The organism is Arthrobacter sp. SAFR-044, assembly GCF_059414985.1.
This window is the reverse complement of the sequence record NZ_JBPFDN010000013.1, coordinates 80,067-98,197: the sequence shown is the minus strand read 5'-3', so window position 1 is coordinate 98,197 and position 18,131 is coordinate 80,067. Positions and strand designations below refer to the sequence as shown.

Annotated in this window: 15 protein-coding genes; 3 read left to right on the top strand and 12 right to left on the bottom strand. The window is 68.0% G+C overall.

What is annotated here, in order from left to right; all coding sequences use genetic code 11:
* The first annotated feature begins 133 nt into the window (after positions 1–133).
* Positions 134–964 carry an IclR family transcriptional regulator gene (locus ACR65J_RS17860; protein ID WP_440171574.1) on the top strand — a complete coding sequence of 277 codons (831 nt, stop codon included), beginning with the start codon at positions 134–136 and terminating at the stop codon, positions 962–964.
* Between the two features lie 5 nt (positions 965–969).
* Here ACR65J_RS17860 and ACR65J_RS17855 read toward each other — a convergent pair whose 3' ends face one another.
* Entirely contained in the window at positions 970–2,121 is a 1,152-nt protein-coding gene (locus tag ACR65J_RS17855) for a cation:proton antiporter (protein ID WP_440171572.1), read from the bottom strand.
* A 142-nt stretch (positions 2,122–2,263) separates the two neighbouring features.
* Complete coding sequence (locus ACR65J_RS17850) at positions 2,264–3,187, bottom strand: LysR family transcriptional regulator (protein WP_440171570.1); 924 nt, start codon at positions 3,185–3,187, stop codon at positions 2,264–2,266.
* Between the two features lie 100 nt (positions 3,188–3,287).
* Between ACR65J_RS17850 and ACR65J_RS17845 the strand changes: the two genes are divergently transcribed.
* Positions 3,288–3,671: a CBU_0592 family membrane protein gene (locus tag ACR65J_RS17845; RefSeq protein WP_440171568.1), complete on the top strand. Its 384-nt coding sequence runs from the start codon at positions 3,288–3,290 to the stop codon at positions 3,669–3,671.
* Positions 3,672–3,675: 4 nt separating this feature from the next.
* On the opposite strand, the gene ACR65J_RS17840 is transcribed toward ACR65J_RS17845, so the two are convergent.
* The 9 genes from ACR65J_RS17840 to ACR65J_RS17800 all read right to left on the bottom strand — a co-directional run bounded on the left by ACR65J_RS17840 (position 3,676) and on the right by ACR65J_RS17800 (position 15,711).
* Positions 3,676–5,163, bottom strand: a complete 1,488-nt coding sequence (locus tag ACR65J_RS17840; protein ID WP_440171566.1) for a glycoside hydrolase family 43 protein — start codon at positions 5,161–5,163, stop codon at positions 3,676–3,678.
* Between the two features lie 79 nt (positions 5,164–5,242).
* Positions 5,243–5,707, bottom strand: coding sequence for a DUF8821 family protein (locus ACR65J_RS17835; protein ID WP_440171564.1), 465 nt, complete (start codon positions 5,705–5,707; stop codon positions 5,243–5,245).
* An 80-nt stretch (positions 5,708–5,787) separates the two neighbouring features.
* Positions 5,788–6,741 (bottom strand): glycoside hydrolase family 43 protein, encoded by a 954-nt coding sequence (locus tag ACR65J_RS17830; RefSeq protein WP_440171563.1) that lies wholly within the window; start codon positions 6,739–6,741, stop codon positions 5,788–5,790.
* The gene (locus ACR65J_RS17825; protein WP_440171561.1) at positions 6,741–9,038 is read right to left on the bottom strand and encodes a family 78 glycoside hydrolase catalytic domain; all 2,298 of its coding nucleotides are present in this window, start codon (positions 9,036–9,038) and stop codon (positions 6,741–6,743) included. The genes ACR65J_RS17830 and ACR65J_RS17825 overlap by 1 nt, the downstream gene beginning before the upstream one ends.
* 53 nt (positions 9,039–9,091) lie before the next feature.
* Positions 9,092–10,021: an MBL fold metallo-hydrolase gene (locus ACR65J_RS17820; RefSeq protein ID WP_440171559.1), complete on the bottom strand. Its 930-nt coding sequence runs from the start codon at positions 10,019–10,021 to the stop codon at positions 9,092–9,094.
* A complete protein-coding gene (locus ACR65J_RS17815) occupies positions 10,021–11,025 on the bottom strand; it encodes an oligopeptide/dipeptide ABC transporter ATP-binding protein (protein WP_440171557.1) in 1,005 nt (334 codons plus the stop codon). The genes ACR65J_RS17820 and ACR65J_RS17815 overlap by 1 nt, the downstream gene beginning before the upstream one ends.
* Positions 11,022–13,142 carry a dipeptide/oligopeptide/nickel ABC transporter permease/ATP-binding protein gene (locus ACR65J_RS17810; RefSeq protein ID WP_440171555.1) on the bottom strand — a complete coding sequence of 707 codons (2,121 nt, stop codon included), beginning with the start codon at positions 13,140–13,142 and terminating at the stop codon, positions 11,022–11,024. The genes ACR65J_RS17815 and ACR65J_RS17810 overlap by 4 nt, the downstream gene beginning before the upstream one ends.
* Positions 13,139–14,092: an ABC transporter permease gene (locus ACR65J_RS17805; protein WP_440171553.1), complete on the bottom strand. Its 954-nt coding sequence runs from the start codon at positions 14,090–14,092 to the stop codon at positions 13,139–13,141. Before ACR65J_RS17805 ends, ACR65J_RS17810 begins: the two co-directional genes overlap by 4 nt.
* Positions 14,093–14,154: 62 nt before the next feature.
* Positions 14,155–15,711 carry an ABC transporter substrate-binding protein gene (locus ACR65J_RS17800; RefSeq protein WP_440171551.1) on the bottom strand — a complete coding sequence of 519 codons (1,557 nt, stop codon included), beginning with the start codon at positions 15,709–15,711 and terminating at the stop codon, positions 14,155–14,157.
* A gap of 222 nt (positions 15,712–15,933) precedes the next feature.
* Here ACR65J_RS17800 and ACR65J_RS17795 point away from each other — a divergent pair, with 222 nt between their 5' ends.
* Positions 15,934–17,193 (top strand): glycoside hydrolase family 1 protein, encoded by a 1,260-nt coding sequence (locus ACR65J_RS17795; protein ID WP_440171549.1) that lies wholly within the window; start codon positions 15,934–15,936, stop codon positions 17,191–17,193.
* Between the two features lie 51 nt (positions 17,194–17,244).
* Here the strand turns inward: ACR65J_RS17795 and ACR65J_RS17790 are convergent, their stop codons facing one another.
* Complete coding sequence (locus tag ACR65J_RS17790) at positions 17,245–18,075, bottom strand: nucleoside hydrolase (protein ID WP_440171547.1); 831 nt, start codon at positions 18,073–18,075, stop codon at positions 17,245–17,247.
* Positions 18,076–18,131 lie beyond the last annotated feature (56 nt).

Here is an 18,131-nt window from a genome sequence, read left to right as displayed (position 1 = left end):
TGGGAGTTCCAGCTTCGCGTTCCGTGACTTCCCCTCCACAGGGAGCTTTCAATGGTTGGAATAGTATTGTGGTTCAGCTCACCGCTTTGCCCGTGGGCCACAGGATCTGCCAACGGCGCTAGGAACCACTGCCATGACTGCCACTCCGGATACGGATGTCCCGCCTGCCCGCGGAAAGCGGCCCAAACAGGGCGAACCGGTCATCGACCGCGCGCTGAGCCTGCTCGCCGTCTTTTCCGACCGGCGCCGGGCCCTGACCCTCTCCGAGCTGGCCCGCCACGCGGACATGCCCGCCCCCACGGCGCTGCGGCTGATAGCCCGGCTGGTGGCGTGGGGCGCGTTGGAAAGGCTCGACGACGGCCGGTACGTGGTCGGGGTCCGGCTGTGGGAGGTGGCCTCCCTGTCTCCGCGCGGGCACGGCGTGCGGGAGATCGCGCTTCCCTACCTGGAGGACCTGTTCGAGGTCACCCGGCACCACGTGCTGCTGGCGGTGCGGGACAACGAGGAGGCGGTGCTGATCGAACGGCTGTCCGGGAAGGACGCCACCGAGGTGGCGTACCGGGTGGGCGGCCGTGCCCCGCTGAGGTCGACGGCCATCGGCCTGGTGCTGCTCGCCGGGGCAGACCAGCAGTTCCAGGAGACCATCCTGAAGCGCCCGCCGGAAAACGAGCCCGGCGTGCCCGAAATGCCTGAAGGCCAGCTGCGCCGGACCCTGTCCGATGTGCGGCGGACCGGCATCGCCATGATCCGCAGGACCGTCCCGTCCCGTACGGTGTCCGTGGCCTCGCCCATCTTCGATGCGCAGGGCGCCGTGGTGGCCTCGCTGTCCATCGTGGTTCCGGACGGCGCCACGCCGCCCAATGTCCTTGCCCCGGCGGTCCGGGCCGCCGCCCGTGCCGTGTCCCGCAATCTGGGCTTCCAGGCGCAGGCAAGCTCCGGGGTGTGGACCCACTCCCGGGGGTAGACCGGCTATTTTGCCGGGGCCGGGGCGTTCCGGGCGAAGGAGCGGGCAGCCCGTGAACCGGCTGCGGCACTTGCCCCGATAGTGATGAGGGCGCCCAGGATCAACGCCGAGGCTTCCCCCGGTTCCAGCAGATCCAGTTGGGAGCCGATGGTGGCAGCGGCCACGGGCACGCCCAGTTGGGATGCGGACAGCACGGCGAGCGGCAGCGGCTGGCCCAGCAGGCGCAGGCTGCCGTGGACCAGCAGGGTGCCCGCTCCGAGGCAGACCCCGAGGAGCACCATGCCCGGCGTGCCGGCGAGCGCGCGCAGGTCCAGCAATGCGCCCAGCCACACGAAGAACACCGGCCCCAGGAAACCGTCGCTGACCGCGAAGAGCTGGTGCGCCAGGCGCCGGGGTTCACCCACCGCCGCCACCACGAGTCCGAAGGAGAATCCGGCAAGCATGACGGACACGTGGCCTGCGACGGCAAGCCCGGACAATGCGAAGAGCAGGGCAAGCTGGATCCGCAGTTCCAGGGCAAACTTCCGCTCCTCGGACACGTCGTGCACCCGCCCGCGGGTGCCGCTGCGCTCCAGCCAGCGCAGCACGAAGAAGAGCACCACGGAGCAGGCTGCGACGGCGGCGGCCCCCGTCGCTGCCCTCGGCGCGTTGGGTGGGTCCACGGCTAGCGGAAGCGCCACGATGCAGGCGATGTCCGCCACCGCCACCTGCGCCATCGTCGTGAGGACCTTTGGTCCCGTCAGCTGCAGGGAGTGGACGATGGGCAGGACAAGGGCCGCCGAAGAGGAGGCGAGCAGCACAATGTAGAGCGGTGCGTGTCCGGTGCGGAAGGCGAAGGCGAAGGCGATTCCGACGGCGGCCGCGAGGACCGCTGCGATGGCGGCCCGCAGGGCGCCACCGCCCAGGGCGGCGCGGATGGCCTTGTCCCGCACCGGCACGTGCGTTCCGGCGACGAACATGATGAGTGCGAATCCGACGTCGGCAACGAACGTGAACGTCGGGTCCGAGGAATCCACCAGCCCCAGTCCGGTGCGACCGATTGCAATGCCTGCGAGCAGTTGCCCAAGCACCATGGGAAGGTGCCAGGTCCGGGGAAACGCCAGCAGGGGCCCGAGGAGCGCGACGGCGGCAATCAGCGAAAGCTGGAAGAACGACACCTGCCTCCTTTTGCCGGCGCGCCCGGGCCACCGGCCGCCACAGCCATCGGCAGCCTGCCGGCGCCGCGGACGGATTGTGCGCCCACAGTACTCATGCCCTTGCAGGTGGTCAACGGCACAGCAGACTGCCCACCAGGGCGAGTCAGGATGCCGACCGCGTGTCGAACGCCGCCGCTGATTCGCGCAGGAGCCGCGCAACAGTGTCCACCGGGGTGCTGGAACGCCGGCGCCCGTCGAACCGACGCAGGACGATGCGCCGCGTCCCCAGCCCGGGAACGTCAAGGATGTCCACCCCTTCATGCGCCACTCCGGCCAGGGCCAGGGTGGGCAGGATGGCAACCCCTTCGCCGGCAGCGACGAGGGCGAGCGCCGTCAGGGTCTCCTGGTACTGGTGCGCAGTCTCCATGCTGGCGCCCGTCGAATGGCGCAGCCGCCCCAGCACTGCTGAGTTGGCGGCTGCGGAGTCCACCCCGAGCCAGGGAAGGGGCAGCCGGGCTAGGTCCACGCTCTCAGTGCTAAGCAGTGCTCCGGTCGGCACCGCCAACCTCCACGGTTCATCCAGCAGTGGTTCCTCGATCATTCCTGCCCCGAGTGAAAGCGGGCCGGCGGTGGTGGAGTCATGTTCCACCACGACGGCGTCGAGCTGGCGTTGCCGGAGCAGCCGCATCAGCGCGGGAAAATCATCCTCCACGATGCGGATCTGAAGCTGCGGATACTGGCTCCGCCACTCGGGCAGACGGGGAATCACCACGGTGCGGACAAAGCTGGTGAAGCCGCCGAGCCGCACCACGCCTGAAATATTGGCCCCACTCTCCATCCGGGTCCGGGCGACGCTGAGGGCGCGTTCAATTTCTTCGCCCGCTTCTGCCATTGCGAGGCCTGCGGGCGTCAGCACAGAACCCTTTGGCGTGCGGACCATCAGCGCGTGCCCGGTTTCCCGCTCCAGCTTGGTGATTTGCTGGGACACCGCGGAGGGCGTCAGGCGCAGTTCATCGGCGGCGGCCAGCACGCCTCCCGTCCGGGCAACAGCGAGAAGCACGAGCAGCCGGCGCGGGTCCATATCCATGTTAAGTAGTTCTAAACCAGGCCTGCAGAAGAATGCAATTGAACTACATGCCTTTGCCCCGCAGAATTGCCATCAGGTAACGATTTACGAAAGGACACCAATGGAACTCGTTTGGGAAATTTCCGGTTGGGCCGGCGCCGCCATGATTCTGACTGCGTTCCTGTCGGTCTCCATGGGGTGGGTGAAGGCCGGCCGGGCGTTCCAGGGCGCAAACCTCCTTGGGGCCGCTGCTTTCATCCTCAACGGCGCCTTCCATGAGGCGTGGCCTTCAGTGGCCACCAACGCCGCGTGGCTCCTCATTTCCGCCGTTTCGCTCCTCCGCATGCGTAGCGCCCGGGGCGCGCAGGCCGGCGCCGAGATCCCTGCCATCCACCTTCCCGGCGTCCCGGACACCACCGGCCAGCTCGCCGTCGTAGAACCGGCGCGGGCAGCGTGCACGGCCTCGGCCGGCCACGCCGCACAGCCCGGCACCGTGGCCGCGTAGCGGGTCAGTCCCTGCCGCGGTAGGAAAGCCGGCGGACCAGGACCTCGCCGTCCACGGCGAAGACGCCGAAGGCCCGGCCGGTGAAGCCCTTGGCGGTCTCGAAAGCCCAGTGCCTGCCATCGAGTTCGGTGAGCAGCTCATCGTCTGGGTTGCCGCCTGGCCCGGAGGACCGGACCAGGAGGCGGATCCTGTCGCCGCCCACGGCACCGGCGCTGAAATCCGACGGCGGCTGGCTGGCCATGATGGCGAGTTCAACGTCTCCGGACGGAACCGTAGTTTCCCAGGTGCGGTCAAAGCCTGCGACGACGGCGCGCGCCGTGATCCTGACGGATCCGCCGTCCTGGCTGGCTTCGATGCCGAACCAGTTGTCCTCGGCGTTCCGCACGGCGAGCCCACCCGCGCCGGCGGCGACGTCAAGCACGGCCCTGCATTCCATCCCGAGGTGGCGCTGGCGTTGGGCGAGGAAACAAGGCCTGGGCGAGCCCATGGTGCTGCCTTCGCCCCTGAGCAGGAGCCCTTTGGAGGTGGGGGCGGAGAACTCCGCCGGTACCCTGCGTACGCCGACCCATTGCGGGTCCTCCAGCCCGGCACCGTTGCTGAAGTCGTACTCATGTTCCTCGGGCCGCGCGCCAGCCACACGGGGAAGCCGCGCGTGCGGCCAGCCGTCCACCCAGTCCACTGCGGCCAGGAAGGTCTCACGGCCCAATGGTGAGAATGACTTCGCCAGCCCCAGCGGGCGGACACCCAGCAGGACCATGGCCGTTCCGCCGTCGGGCAGTTCAACGAGGTCTGCGTGCCCGGTGTTCTGGACGGGCGAACCGGTTCCCGCGGCGGTAAGGATGGGATTGTGCGGCGCGGATTCGAACGGGCCGTCCGGGCGCCGCGAGCGGGCCACCGTCACGGCATGCCCGCGGTCCGTTCCGCCTTCCGCCGCCACCAGGTACCACCAGTCATCGCGCCGGTACAGGTGCGGGCCCTCGGGTGAATACAACCCGCTGCCGGACCACAGTGTCCGCGGCTGTTCGAGGGCTTCCCCGGCTTCGAGGTCCACCCGCACCTGCTGGATCGCGTCTGGGTGGCGGGCGAACGTCACGTACGCAGTTCCGTCGTCGTCCCAGGCGAGGTCCGGATCGATGCCGTCCACCGCGCCGATGACGGTGCCGTCACTCCAAGGCCCGGCGGGGTCGGTGGCCGTGAACACCACGCAGCCGCGGCCGCCAAGGAACACCGAGACGATCAGGTAGAACACGCCGTCCCGGTAGCGGAGGGTCGGCGCCCAGACGCCTCCCGGCGTGGGGACGTCGGCAATCCGTACCTGTTCCTCCCGCGTGGCCACGTGGCCCACCAGTTCCCAGCGTTCCAGGTCCGGGCTGTGGTAGACCGGCAGGCCCGGCAGGTATTCGAAGGACGAGGTGACCAGGTAGTAGCCGTCCGGGGTGCTGGCGATGCTCGGGTCAGGGTTGAAGCCCGAAAGGATGGGGTTGGAGTTCATCCCGCCATCGTGCCGCGCAGCGGCGCCCGGGGCAGGGCCTGGTTTCAATCGTTGGAAGGCGTTCTTCGGCGATCTGGCCCTAGTACTGGCCCTTGACCACAAAGTAGGAGCCGCGGATGGTGCCCGCGAGCTTGGACTTCTGGCGTGCGAACTTGAAGCTGGAGGCCAGTTCCTCCGGGACCTCCATGCCGTCGGACAGCTTGAAGCCCACTGCCCGCTTGCCGCCCTCTTCAACGGAGTACATGACATTGATGGACAGCCCGGATTCGTAGAAGACGTACGCCATCCGCAGCCCGTCCACTTCGAAGGAGGACACCTCAAGGGGCTTGGACCCGATCACCAGGTTCCGCTCCGTGGACAGGATGTTGTGGATGTATGCCAGCGTCTCCGCATCGTCTTCCGCTGGCGTGACGGTGAAGTCGTGATCGTACTTGTTCTTGTAGTAGCGCGCCTCGTTGGCCCGCAGCCCGGCCAGCGCCTCTGCTACCGGTGACGATTCCAGACCGGTGGTGGAGACGTTTTTGAAATCCACGGTGTACGGCATGAGTCCTCCTGGGTTTGGTCCTGAGGCACATCGTTGCAGATCAGCGCCCCGGTTGCACCCGGCACGGCGGGGTTCCCCCATCACAGGATCCGGATGCCGTCCCCGCTGATGTCCACTTCAGTCAGCCTGACACGTTCATCGGGGGTGCTGTTCGGCCAGTGGAAACCCAGGTAGTCGCGCCCGCCGGATGTGCGGAGGACCATGCCGTGGCCGCCGTCGCTGGCCCACAGGGGTTCAGGGTGCTGGATCCAGGGACCCGTGACGGTTCCGCCGGTCGATTCGGCGATGCCCATCGCGTATCCGGCCTCACCGTGGCTCGACCACAGCATCAGGAGGCTCCCCCCGGCTCCCCGAATGACGAACGGTCCATCGGTGAAGAGTGGGTCTTCGGAGAGGTTCAGGCCCTCCGGGGGTTCCACGCCCTCCGGAAAACGCAGCGGCCGCGTCCACGGGGCTGAAGATGCGGTAAACAGCAGGACCGGCCCGTCAGCGGCCAAGCGCAGGTCCGCAGAGAGGCGCAGCGCGTACATTTCGCCGTCGCTTATACCCGCCGCGCCAGCCGCCCCCTCCGTCCCGCGGCTGTAGATGAGCCAGCGCGTCCCGTCATCTTCCACATGCAGGGTTCCGTCCAGGCACGGCTGGGTTGTCGGGGTAACCGGGCCATCGCTCCATGGCTGGTACGGTCCCGTGGGGCTATCGGAGACGAGTACCGACACCCCGCGCGGGCGGGAGCCAGAGGACGCCGCCAGGGTGGCGAGCATGAAGAACCGGCCGTCAAGGGCGTACACCTCCGGTGCCCAGAACTGGGTATCCGCCCAGAAACCGGGCGGCGGGCGGAACGCGGCGATGGGACCGTCCCAGCGTTCCAGGTCGTGGCTGGTGTAGCAGTCAAAGCCGGTGGCGGGTCCACCCCAAACGTTCCCGTCGCTGGTCCCGAACAGGACGAACTTCCCGGGAGCAGCCTCCAGGATGAAAGGGTCCCGCATCCTGATCTCACTGAGCCGCAGGTGCTGGCCTGTCTCCTGGTAACGCATCAGCGGCTCGCCTGGTAATCGAGTGTGGGAGCAGCAACGCCGGCAGTGAAGGAGTGAGTCCCGCCTTCCACGCAGTGCCGCGCGCCGTCCGGAAGGACGACGTCGGCCGCCACCCCGGCAGGGACGGTCGCCTCGAGCCGGAACTCCCCGCCGTCGGACGTCCATGCCACGCGGACCTCGCCGTGCGGGGTCTTCAGGGACGTCCTGGCCCAGCTGATCCCCTCCCCTGGCTGCGGCTGGATGAGAACGCGCGCGTACCCGGGTTCCAGCGGCCGGATGCCGCCGATCGCCTTGTGCATCCAGTCCGCCACAGCGCCCAGGGCGTAGTGGTTGAAGCTGGTCATTTCGCCGGGGTTGATGGTGCCGTCCGGGAGCATGGAGTCCCAGCGTTCCCACACCGTGGTGGCGCCCATGGTCACCGGGTAGAGCCAGGACGGGCAGCCCTCCTCCAGCAGCAGCCGGTAGGCCTCGTCCACGTGCCCGGTATCGGTGAGCGCATGGGTGATGAACGGCGTCCCGGCGAACCCGGTGGACACCCGGTAGCCGTTGTCCCGGACCAGTTCGGCCAGGCGGGTGCCGGCGGACTCCCGCAGCTCCGGGGTCTGCAGCACATCAAAGGCGACGGCCAGCGCGTACACGGTGGTGCAGTCGCTGCGGATGGTGCCGTCGGCCGCTACGTAGTGCTCGGCGAAAGCTGTACGCACCCGGGCGGCGAGCGCCTCAAAGTGCGCTTCGTCGTCGTGCTTTCCCAACAGCCCGGCGGCCTGGGCGGTGAGCCGGGCGGTGCGGTACATGCAGGCGGTGGCCACGACGGCGGTGTCTGCCTTGGCTGCCCACGGTTGGTCCGGCGCGGCGTCAGGATCCAGCCAGTCGCCGAACTGGAAGCCGGAATCCCACAGCCCGGACGGTGAGAGCTGACCTTCGACGCGGCGCGTGTGCGCGGTCATCGATTCGTACTGGTTCCGCAGCACGGAGAGGTCCCCGTACGCTTCCCACAGCGCCCACGGTACCCAGACCGAGGCCTCGCTCCACAGCGCGGAGGACTCAGGGGCGGGGAATTCAGCCGGCTGCGGGCAGTATTTCAGGGCGTCCGGCACGGTGATGGGGACTAACCCGTCCTGTGCCTTCTGCTCCGCTGCGAGGTCCAGCAGCCAGTCCTGCAGGAACCCCTTCACGTCGTACAGATAGGCGGCGGTAGGGGCAAACACGGCGATGTCCCCCGTCCAGCCGAGCCGCTCGTCACGTTGCGGGCAGTCGGTGGGCAGGTCCAGGAAGTTGCCGCGCAGGCCCCAGACGATGTTGCGGTGCAGCTGGTTCACCAGTTCGTTGGAGCATTCGAAAGTGCCGGTGCGCTCCAGGTCCGAATGGACCACCACGGCTTCCAGGTCACCTGTTTCGAGGGTTCCGGGCCAGCCCGTAATTTCGGCATACCGGAAGCCGTGGAAGGTCTTGGTGGGTTCGAAGAAGTCCTTGCCGCCGGAGAGGATGAAGGTGTCCGTGGCCTTCGCCGACCGCAGCGGCCGGACGCCCAACTCGCCGTCCTCCAGCACCTCGGCATGCCGCACGGTGATCACCTTCCCGGCCTCGCCCTGGACCGTGAACCGCAGCCAGCCCAGCAGGTTCTGGCCGAAGTCCACGAGCGTCTTCCCTGAGGGTGAGGTGAGGATTTCCACGGGACGGACGACGCCGGTACGCACCACGGGCGGCCCCACCGGTTCGGCCAGCCGGCCGCCGTCGAACGCCAGCTCCCGCACGCCGGTCCAGCCCTTGCCGGGAGCGAAGCCTGGCTCCGCCCAGCCGGCCTGGAGCCTGCGGGCGTCAATGGTTTGCCCGTCGTACAGGTCGTTGACGGTGGTGGCGGACGGCCCTGCCTGCCAGGACGAGTCCGAGGCGACCGTCTGCACGTAGCCGTCCTCAAACTCGATATCGAGTTGCCCGAAGAACCCCAGTTCACTGCCGTACAGGTTGGACAGTCCGTGCCAGGCCAGCCGGCCGCGGTACCAGCCGTTGCCCAGTTCGATGCCGATCACGGTGGAGGGGCCCACCAGCGATGTGACGTCGTAGCTGCGGTAGCGGAGGCGCCACTCGTAGGAGCTCCAGCCCGGACTCAGCACATCCGGGCCTACCGGGGCACCGTTGATGAAGGCCTCGTAGACGCCGAATGCCGTAGCCCGCAGGGTTGCCTTCACAACCTCTCCGTGGCCCTGGTCGAGCCGGAACTCCCTGCGGAGGCGCGGGGCGCCGTCTAAGTCCTGCTCGGGGGTGATCATGGCGGCCTGCCACGGTTCCTGTGTCATGCGGGGGGGTATTCCGTTCTGCTTTGTCCGCGAGGGACGGGGTGTTTCTGCTGTCAAAGGGTAATGATGTCCAGTGCGGCCGGGGCGATGATCTCTCCCGTGTAGCCGGCCAGGGTGGCCTCGGGCAAGGCCATCGCCAGCCATGCCTCCGGCGGCTGCGCCATGGGGGTGTAGTGACTGAGAACGAGTTTCCCGGCCCCCGCAGCGTGGGCAACGGCGGGCAGTTCAAGGACACTGGAGTGCGCCTCGAACAGGTGCTTGATCAGTTCGGCGCCGCGCGGTTCCGGGAGGCCCGCCGCGATGCGCTCGATCGCCGAATTGTCCTGGGCTTCGTGGACAAGGACGTCGCAGTCCCGTGCCAGTGCTATCAAGTTGGCGTTGTGGGCAGCGGTGTCTCCGGAGAAAACTACAGCCTTCCCGGTCTCTTTGACGGTGAACCTGTAGGCGTAGGCGTCGGCGACCTCCGGACCGTGGAAAACACGGGTGGCGGTCACGGTAATATGGTCGTCCTCCATCACGAATGTGATGGCGCCGTCGTCCGGAAGGTCCAGGTCGTGCCCCGTCACTGCAGGGAAGGACCCGAAGCCGCCCCCTGCCGCGAAAAGGGCGATTTCGTCGTCGAAGCCGGCCAGCAGCTTGGCCGCTTTGGCCTCGGCCCCCGGCGGGCCCCAGATGTCCAGGGACGGAAGGGCGGGGCGGGCCGTCCAGCCGTGCAACATCACACCGGGCAGCCCGGAGGTGTGGTCAAGGTGGTGGTGGGTGATGAACACGTTCCTGACACCGCCAAAGCCCAGACCTGAGTGAATGAGCTGACGGGCGGTGTCCAGGCCACAGTCCACTAGGTAGACGCCGCCATTGACCACTAGCGCAATGGCGGGTTGGGCCTCCTGCGGGGTGATCACCGGCCCGCCGTTGACGCCCAGCATGACCAGCCGGTCGCCGTGGCCGCCCGCTGGCCGGTCCGCGGGCAAAGTGCCGCCCATCAGGCGTAGTGGCAGGCGACGTCGGAGGCGCCCACCTGCCGGAGCGCCGGGCGTTCGGTGGCGCACAACTCGGTGGCGAGCGGGCAGCGGAGCCGGAACGGGCAGCCGCCGGGTCCGGGAACGGCGGCGGCGCCTGTGCGGACACCCAGCGATTCGCGGGCTTCCCGCCGGGCGGCCTGCTCGGCAGGCCTCGGCACGGGGGACGCGGCCACGAGGGCCTGGGTGAAGGGGTGCTTCGGGTTCCCGGTGACGGCGGCGGCCGGTCCGGTTTCCATCACCTGGCCGCGGTAAAGCACCACCACGCGCTCGGCCAGGAACTGGACCACGGCGATGTCGTGGGCAATGAAGAGGTAGCTCAGGCCGCGTTCGTCGCGGAGGTCGGCCAGGAGGTTCAGGACCTGGGCCTGGGTGGACAGGTCCAAGGCGCTGACGGCCTCATCGCAGACCACCAGCTGGGGGTCGCAGATCAGGGCGCGCGCCACGGAGATGCGTTGCCGCTGGCCACCGGAGAACTGGCTGGGGTACCGGTCCACGGCGTCCCGCGGCAGCCCAACGCGTTCCAGCATGTCTTCCGCTTTGGCTCTTGCCTCCGCGCCGGAGACGCCGCGGAGGCGGAGCGGTTCGGCGAGGGAGGTGCCGATGGTATTGCGCGGGTTCAGGGACGAGTTGGGGTCCTGGAAGACGGCGCGCAGTTCCCCGCCCAGGGCCCGCCGCTGCGCGGCATTGGCCCCAGTGATGTCCCGGCCCTGGTACGTGATGGACCCGCCGGAGACCTTCTGCAGGCCAAGGATGGCCTTGCCGATGGTGGATTTCCCGGAGCCGGACTCCCCCACCAGGCCCAAGGTTTCGCCGGGTGCGATGCTGAAGGTAACGCGGTCGACGGCGGCCGGTGCCGTGGCTGCCTTGCGGCCCTTTCCGTAGCGGACCACCAGGTCCTTGACCTCCAGCGTGGGGGTGGCTGCGGTGGGCGGTGAATCGCGGCGTTCCGTGACTGTGGTGCTCATGCCAGGTCCTTTTCAACGATGTGGTCTTGCTTGGGCGTGACCCGCAGGGTGCGGGCGCCGGGCACGTCCGTAGCCAGCCAGTCCATGCCTTCGACGGCCAACTGGTCTGCCTTGACGCAGCGCACCAGGCCGTCGCCGGCGCCGGAGGACAGCAGCGGGACCGGCTCCAGGCAGGCGGAGCCGGCGAACTGGCACCGGGCGGCAAAGCGGCAGCCGGAGGGCCAGTCCTTGGGTTGCGGGACCTGGCCGCTGATCGTGGCCAGCCGTCCGGGCATGGTGTCCCCGTGGTTGGCGTGCGGGTCGGCGGCGAGCAGGGCCAGGGTGTAGGGGTGGCGCGGGTTGTCCAGGATGGCCTGGGTCTTCCCGTTTTCCACCACCTGCCCGGCATACATGACAGCCACCTGGTCGCAGATGTCTGCCACGACGCCGAGGTCGTGGGTGACCATGACCACGGACATGCCGGTGTCCTTCACCAGGGTCCGGAGCAGGGACAGAATCTCGGCCTGGACCGTGACGTCAAGGGCGGTGGTGGGTTCGTCCGCCACCAGCAGCTTTGGCTGGCCGGAGAGCGCCAGGGCGATGGCCACGCGCTGGGCCATGCCGCCGCTGATCTGGTGCGGATAGGTCTTCAGGATGCGGGCGGCGTCAACGATGCCCACCTTTTCCAGGAGGGTCAGGGCCTCCTTCCGGGCCTCTGCCCTGCCCATCCCCCGGAGCCGGCGGATGGTGGCGGTGAGCTGGTAGCCCACCGTGAACATCGGGTCCAGGGCCCGCATGGGTTCCTGGCTGATCAGCGCGATCTCCCGCCCGCGGACGGCTTCCATGTCCTTCTCCGTGGTGGCGCCCAGGTTCCTGCCGTTCCACAGGATCTGGCCGCCGGTGACGGAGACGCCTGAGGGCAGCAGCCCGAGCAGGGACAGCGCCGTCATGGTCTTGCCGCAGCCGGATTCACCCACCAGGCCCAGGACGGTTCCGGGCTGGACGTCGAAGGAGACGTCGGTGACCAGGCGGACGCCTCTGCCTGTACCCGCACTGTCGACGCCGACGGAGAGGCCACGGACGCTGAGCGTCCCCTTTCCGTAGTTGTCCGGCGCTGGCACGTCCCCGGCGGAAGGGGCCTTTGCAGGTTCCGCTGCGGCGATGGCGGCGACGGCTTTGGCGCGCTGCCTCCGGGCGGCCGCCGAGGGCAGGTGCGGGGCGGCTGCGTTGGGTGCCTTGCCGAGTGCGTTGCCGATGGCGTTCGCTGAAAGAACCGTCAGTGCCAGCACGGCACCGGTGGGCACCATCATCCACGGGGCGTCGTAGACGTGCTGGGAGGCGCCCTGGATCATGCCGCCCCAGCTGGGCTGCGGAATGGGCGGGCCGAACCCGATGAACGCCAGGCCGGCCTGGATCAGCATGCCCACGGCAAAGATCAGGGCTGCCTGCACCACGATGGTGTTGGCCAGGCCCGGGAGGACGTGGCGGAGGCTGATCCCGAACGGACTGGTGCCGTCCACCTTGGCGGCGTCCACGTAGAGCTGGGACTGCAGGGACTTGGCCTGGCCCAGGATCACGCGATAGATCCCGGCGGACATCAGGATTCCCAGGATGGCCATGACCACCGGGATGTTGGTGCCTACGGCGCCGATGACGGCCAGGATGATCACGGTTCCCGGCAGGGACATCATAATTTCGGTGACCCGGCTGATCACGGTTTCGGTCCGCTCCCCCGCGCCTGCGGCGAGCATGGCCAGGACGGTGCCAAGTCCGACGCCGACAATCACCGTGATCAGCGACGTCCCCAGGGTGCCGGCCGCGGCAGCGAAGATGCGGCTGAGGATGTCCCGGCCGAGCTCGTCGGTGCCCAGCCAGTGCGCGGCGGTGGGGCCGGAGAGGACGGCGGTGAAGTCCTGGTCCTCGGTCTTGAACGGCAGCCACAGCGGCGCGGTCAGGGACGCGATAACCAGCGCGGCCAGCCACACCAGGCCGGCTGCGGCTCCCGGCGAGCTGAACAGGCGGTGCCTGGAGAACCTGGCGAGTGCCGCCCTGCCGGGGCTTGGCGCGGACGCTCCTGCCGCCGTCGTGCTTCCTGTCTGGTCCGCGTCCGCGGGAGCCGGGGCAACTGTGGGAATCATGAGGCACGCAACTTCGGGTCGAGGAACTTGGTGGCTAGTTCCAGCACCAGGTTGACGGCGACCACCACCACGGTGGCGATCACCACCACGCCCTGCACGGCAGGGGCATCGTGGGTGCTGACGGAGGACTGGACGGCCTGGCCCAGGCCGGGCATGGCGAACAGCTGTTCCGCGATGACGGAACCGCCGAACAGGCCGATGAACTGCAGGGCGATCCCGGCCACGATGGGCAGGCTCGCGTAGCGCAGGGCGTGGACGTAGAGGATCTTCCAGGTGGGGGTGGCCGTGGCCCGCAGCGTCCGGATGTGCTCCTGCTGCAGGGCCTCGAGCATGGACGCCCGGGTCTGGCGGGCAATGAACGCGGCGCCGCCCACGGCCAGCGTGATCACCGGCAGCGCCAGGGACTGCGCCCAGTCCTGCGGCGAGACCTCGAAGGGCACGTAGCCGGTGGCCGGGAAGACAGAGGACTGCACGGCGAAGAGGTAGACGAAGATGATGCCCACCCAGAAGGCCGGCAGGGCTACGAGGAGGCCAACGAAGCCACCGATCACCTGGTCCAGCAGGCCGCCGCGGACGGCTGCGGTCACGCCCAGGGCGATGCCCAGGACGGCGCTGAGGATGGTGGCTCCGGCGGCGAGCGAGGCCGTGACGGGCAGCCGGCTGGCAAGGTCTGCGCTGACGGAGCGGCCGTCGATCAGCGAAACCCCCAGGTCGCCCTGGACGGCGGATCCGAACCAGGTGGCGAACTGGGTGACCAGGGGATCGTTCCAGCCGAGCCGCTGGTTGACCTCGTCGATGGCTTCCTGTGAGGCGCCGGCGCCGAGGGAAACCGCTCCGGGGCTGCCGGGCATGGCGTGTACCAGCAGGAATGCCAGCACCGCCACCACCAGCACGGTGGCCAGCGCCATCAGCAGGCGCTTGGTGATGAATAGTGCCATGGTGACCTCCATCGGTCAGGCCCTGCCCGTGGGCCCTCCCCTTGCCGGGAAGGGCCCACGGGACGGTGCGGGTATTAGCTGGCCGGGGTGTAGGACGAGAGGAGCGGGTAGGCGTTGGTGCCGGCGAACTTCACCGGGGACACCTTCTTGGTGTTGTAGCCCTGGTTGGTGAGCGCTTCGTACAGCGGGATCATCCAGCCGGACTCCACCAGACGGGTGTTCAGCTTGGTGGCGGCTGCCTTGACGGCGGCGTCGTCCTTGGCTGCGGCAAGTTCGCCTGTGGCTGCGCTGAGCTGGTCGTCGGTGGCCTTCTGGACGTTGGTGAAGCCGTTGAGGATGGCGCCGTACATCACGCCGACGGGGTTGTCCCAGTTCAGTGGCGCGTATCCCAGGGGCGTGGTGGCGACGGCGGCGAAGGCTTCGTCGGTGGAGGCGGCCATCTTGACGTTCATGGTGATGCCCACCGCGGCGAGGTCCTTCTGGACGGCCTGCAGGTCCGTCTGGGTCTGGGCGCCGGCAATGATGGTGAACTCGAAGCCGTCGGCGTAGCCGGCCTCGGCCAGCAGGCTCTTGGCCTTGTCCGGGTTGTATGCGAACTTGGTTTCGAGGTCCTTGCTGAAGCCGGCAGAGTCCTTGGGCAGGGCATTCCAGGCGGGAATGTCACCCTTGTGCAGGGCGTCCACCAGGGCCTGGCGGTTGATGGCGTACTGGATGGCCTGGCGGACCTTTTCCTGGGCGAACGCCGGCGCGGTCTTGCCGGTCTTGTCGAAGGAGATCATGGTGTTGACGGTGCCGCCGATCTGGGTGACACCGACGCCCTTCGACTTGGCGAAGTCCACAGTGTTCGAGGTCAGCATGGCAACGTCGGCCTGGCCGGAGACCAGGGCGTTGGCCCGGGCCTGGGGATCCATGACAACGCTGAAGACCACCTTCTTGTAGGCGTATTTGGAAGCGTCCGCGCTCTTGTCGTTCTTCACCAGGACGTACTTGTTGCCCTTCACGGTGGAGGGGTCCAGGGTGTACGGGCCGGAACCGTCGGGGGTGGCCCCGAGGCTTGCCGTGTCCGTGACACCGTTCTTGCCTACGATCATGCCCGTGGTGGACGCCAGGTTCTTTTCAAAGCCCGGCTGAGGCTTGGCAAAGGTCAGGGCCACCTGCGTGGGGCTGACCACGTCCACGGACGTGATTTCCTGCGCGCCGCCCTTGGCTACGGCGGAGTAGGCGCTCAGGGCCGGATCGGAGCGGCGGTCCAGGTTGGCTTTGACCAGGGCGGCGTCGAGCTTGGAGCCGTCGGTGAACGTGACGTCGTCCTTGAGGGTCAGCGTGAGGATGGTGTTGTCCGCGTTGTAGCTGAACTCCTTGGCCAGGCCGGGGCCTGTGGAGCCGTCCGGCTGAAGCGTCATGAGGGAGTCGTAGAGGCCTTCGAAGAACTGGCGCTGGGCGGCCGAAACGCGCAGGGGGTCGTAACCGAAGGATGCCGAATCGCTGTCGATTGCCAACGTGAGGCTGCTGGTGTCAGCCTTTGCGGCGGCTTGGCTGGACCCGCCGCCGCAGGCGGCCAGGGAACCGATCAGCAGGGCACCGGCCAGGACGGCAGCGCTGCCGCGCGCGGTGGAGGTCATAAGTTTCATCTGGTGCGCCTTCGCATTCTTCTATGACGGTGACAAACGGAGGAAATTCGAGGGGCCGGAGCTGTCCGGCTCCCTTCAAGAATCCGTTGGAGCCTGCGGGGCCAAACATGACAATGTCATTGATTGAAAAAGTATTGTGGCGGCGGTCACGCTACTCGACAGGATGGATTTAGGCAGTGAGGCCTGGGACGCCGCCGCGCGTCCATCATGAGAGGAATCCCTATGACCAACCCGTTTCCGCGAACCTTCCTTTGGGGGGTGGCCACCGCCGGCCACCAGGTGGAAGGCAACAACGTCAACAGCGATATCTGGTTCCTGGAACACCTTCCGGGCACCATCTTCGCCGAGCCTTCAGGGGACGCCGTAGACCACTACCACCGGTACCGGGAGGACATTGCGCTGATTGCCGGCCTGGGTTTCACCACCTACCGCTTTTCCTTGGAGTGGGCACGTATCGAACCGGAGGAGGGCCACTTCTCGGTGACTGGGCTGGACCACTACAAGCGGGTGCTGGAGGCCTGCCTGGAGCACGGCCTCACCCCGGTGGTCACCTTCCACCACTTCGCGTCACCGCGCTGGCTGCTGCGTTCGGGCGGCTGGGAGGGCGAACGCACGCCGGAGCTCTTCGCACGCTACTGCGACCGCGTGATGGGGCACTTCGGTGAGCTCATCGGCGTCGCCTGCACCCTGAACGAGCCCAACCTTCCCTGGCTGCTGGAATCCTTCGGCATCGGCGGCGAAGCACCGGAAAACCGCAGCAAGGTCCCCATGTGGGCTGCCGCTGCCGAGCGTCTTGGCGTGGACGCCAGCACGGTCGCCCCGTTCCAGTTCTGCTCCACCGAGGCGGGTTTCAACGTCAAATTGGCCGCGCACCGGGCCGCCACTGCAGCCATCAAGGCGCACCGCCCGGACCTGCAGGTCGGCTGGACCCTGGCGAACTCCGATATCCAGGCGCTTCCCGGCGGCGAGGAGATCGCGGACCGGGTGCGCCGCGACGTCAACGAGCGGTTCCTGGAAGCATCCCGTGGCGACGACTTCGTGGGCATCCAGACCTACGGCCGGACTGTCTACGGAGCGGACGGGCACGCGCCCGCCCCGGAGGGCGTTCCCACCAACCAGATGGGCGAGGAGATCTACCCGCAGGGCCTGGAGGCAACCATCCGGGAGGCCTGGCGCGTGGCCGGTATCCCCGTGATCGTCACCGAGAACGGCCTGGCCACGGAGGACGACACCCAGCGGGTGGCCTATCTGGAGACAGCGGTCGACGGCGTTGCCTCCTGCCTTGCCGACGGCATCGACGTGCGGGGCTACATCGCATGGACCGCTTTCGACAACTTCGAGTGGATCTTCGGCTACCGTCCCAAGTTCGGCCTGATCGCCGTCGACCGTTCCACCCAGGAGCGGACTCCGAAGGAAAGCGCACGCTGGCTGGGCAGCTTCGCCCGGCAGCACGCCGAGGCGGGAGCGGCGCAGCCCGCCTAGCATCAGGCAATGGCCCGGACCACTTTTCAGAGGTCCGGGCCATTGTCCTGCTTACTGATGCAGCCGCAGCTTCGCGAGGAAGTCCGCGATGATCAGCCGCGTATCCACCGAGGTGTAGGTCCGGCGGGAGGGCTGGGTGCCGATTTCCCTGAAGGTGGACGTAACGTCGTCGAGCCCCGTGACCACCAGGGGCGCGCTGTCGCCCAGGCACCACAACGGCCCGAACTTCACGAAATCAGGCACCTCCAGGCGGTTGAAGAGCTCCCACAACCAGGCACCTGCCCGACCTGAGTTCCTGAAGGCATGGTCGAGTTCAGCCACCGGGGCAACCACCTGCCGGTACGTCTCCGCCGGGAACTGCCACACCGCCAACTCCTGGTTTCCCAGCACAAAGTCCGCAGCGGCGGGATCCGTGAAGTAGTTGTATTCTTCCTCGTTCGCCGCAGCTCCGCCCACCCAGGCCAGGGTGAGGGAGGACGCGACGGCGGGATGCAGCAGGAGCGCGTCGGCGACGTTGGTGAGCGGGCCGGCGCAGACAAGGATCAGGGGCAGTTCTCCCCCGGCCGCCGCGGCGTCCACAATGGCACGGGCAGCAGCATTGTTCCGCGGTTTGCCCGTGAAGGGAAGGTCGGGCCCGGCCTGGGCCACTGCCAGCTCCGGAAACTTGAGGACGCGCAGCAATTCCGTGGCCAGGTCCGCGCCTCTTTGGGCCATGCCCTCCGGCAGGCCGAACATCGGGTTGGTCAGTGAGCTGGTAACCGCCACGATTTCGTTGGCGGGCGACATTGCGTGATGGGCCAGGGCAACCAGCCCGTCCGGGTCCCCTGCCCAGTCATTGTCGATTACCACCCGGCAGCGCGGCTCAATGCGAATCATGTCCATCCGGCAAGCCTCGCAGCGGCGGCAGATTCGCAGGACGGCACTTTCCAATCACCGAA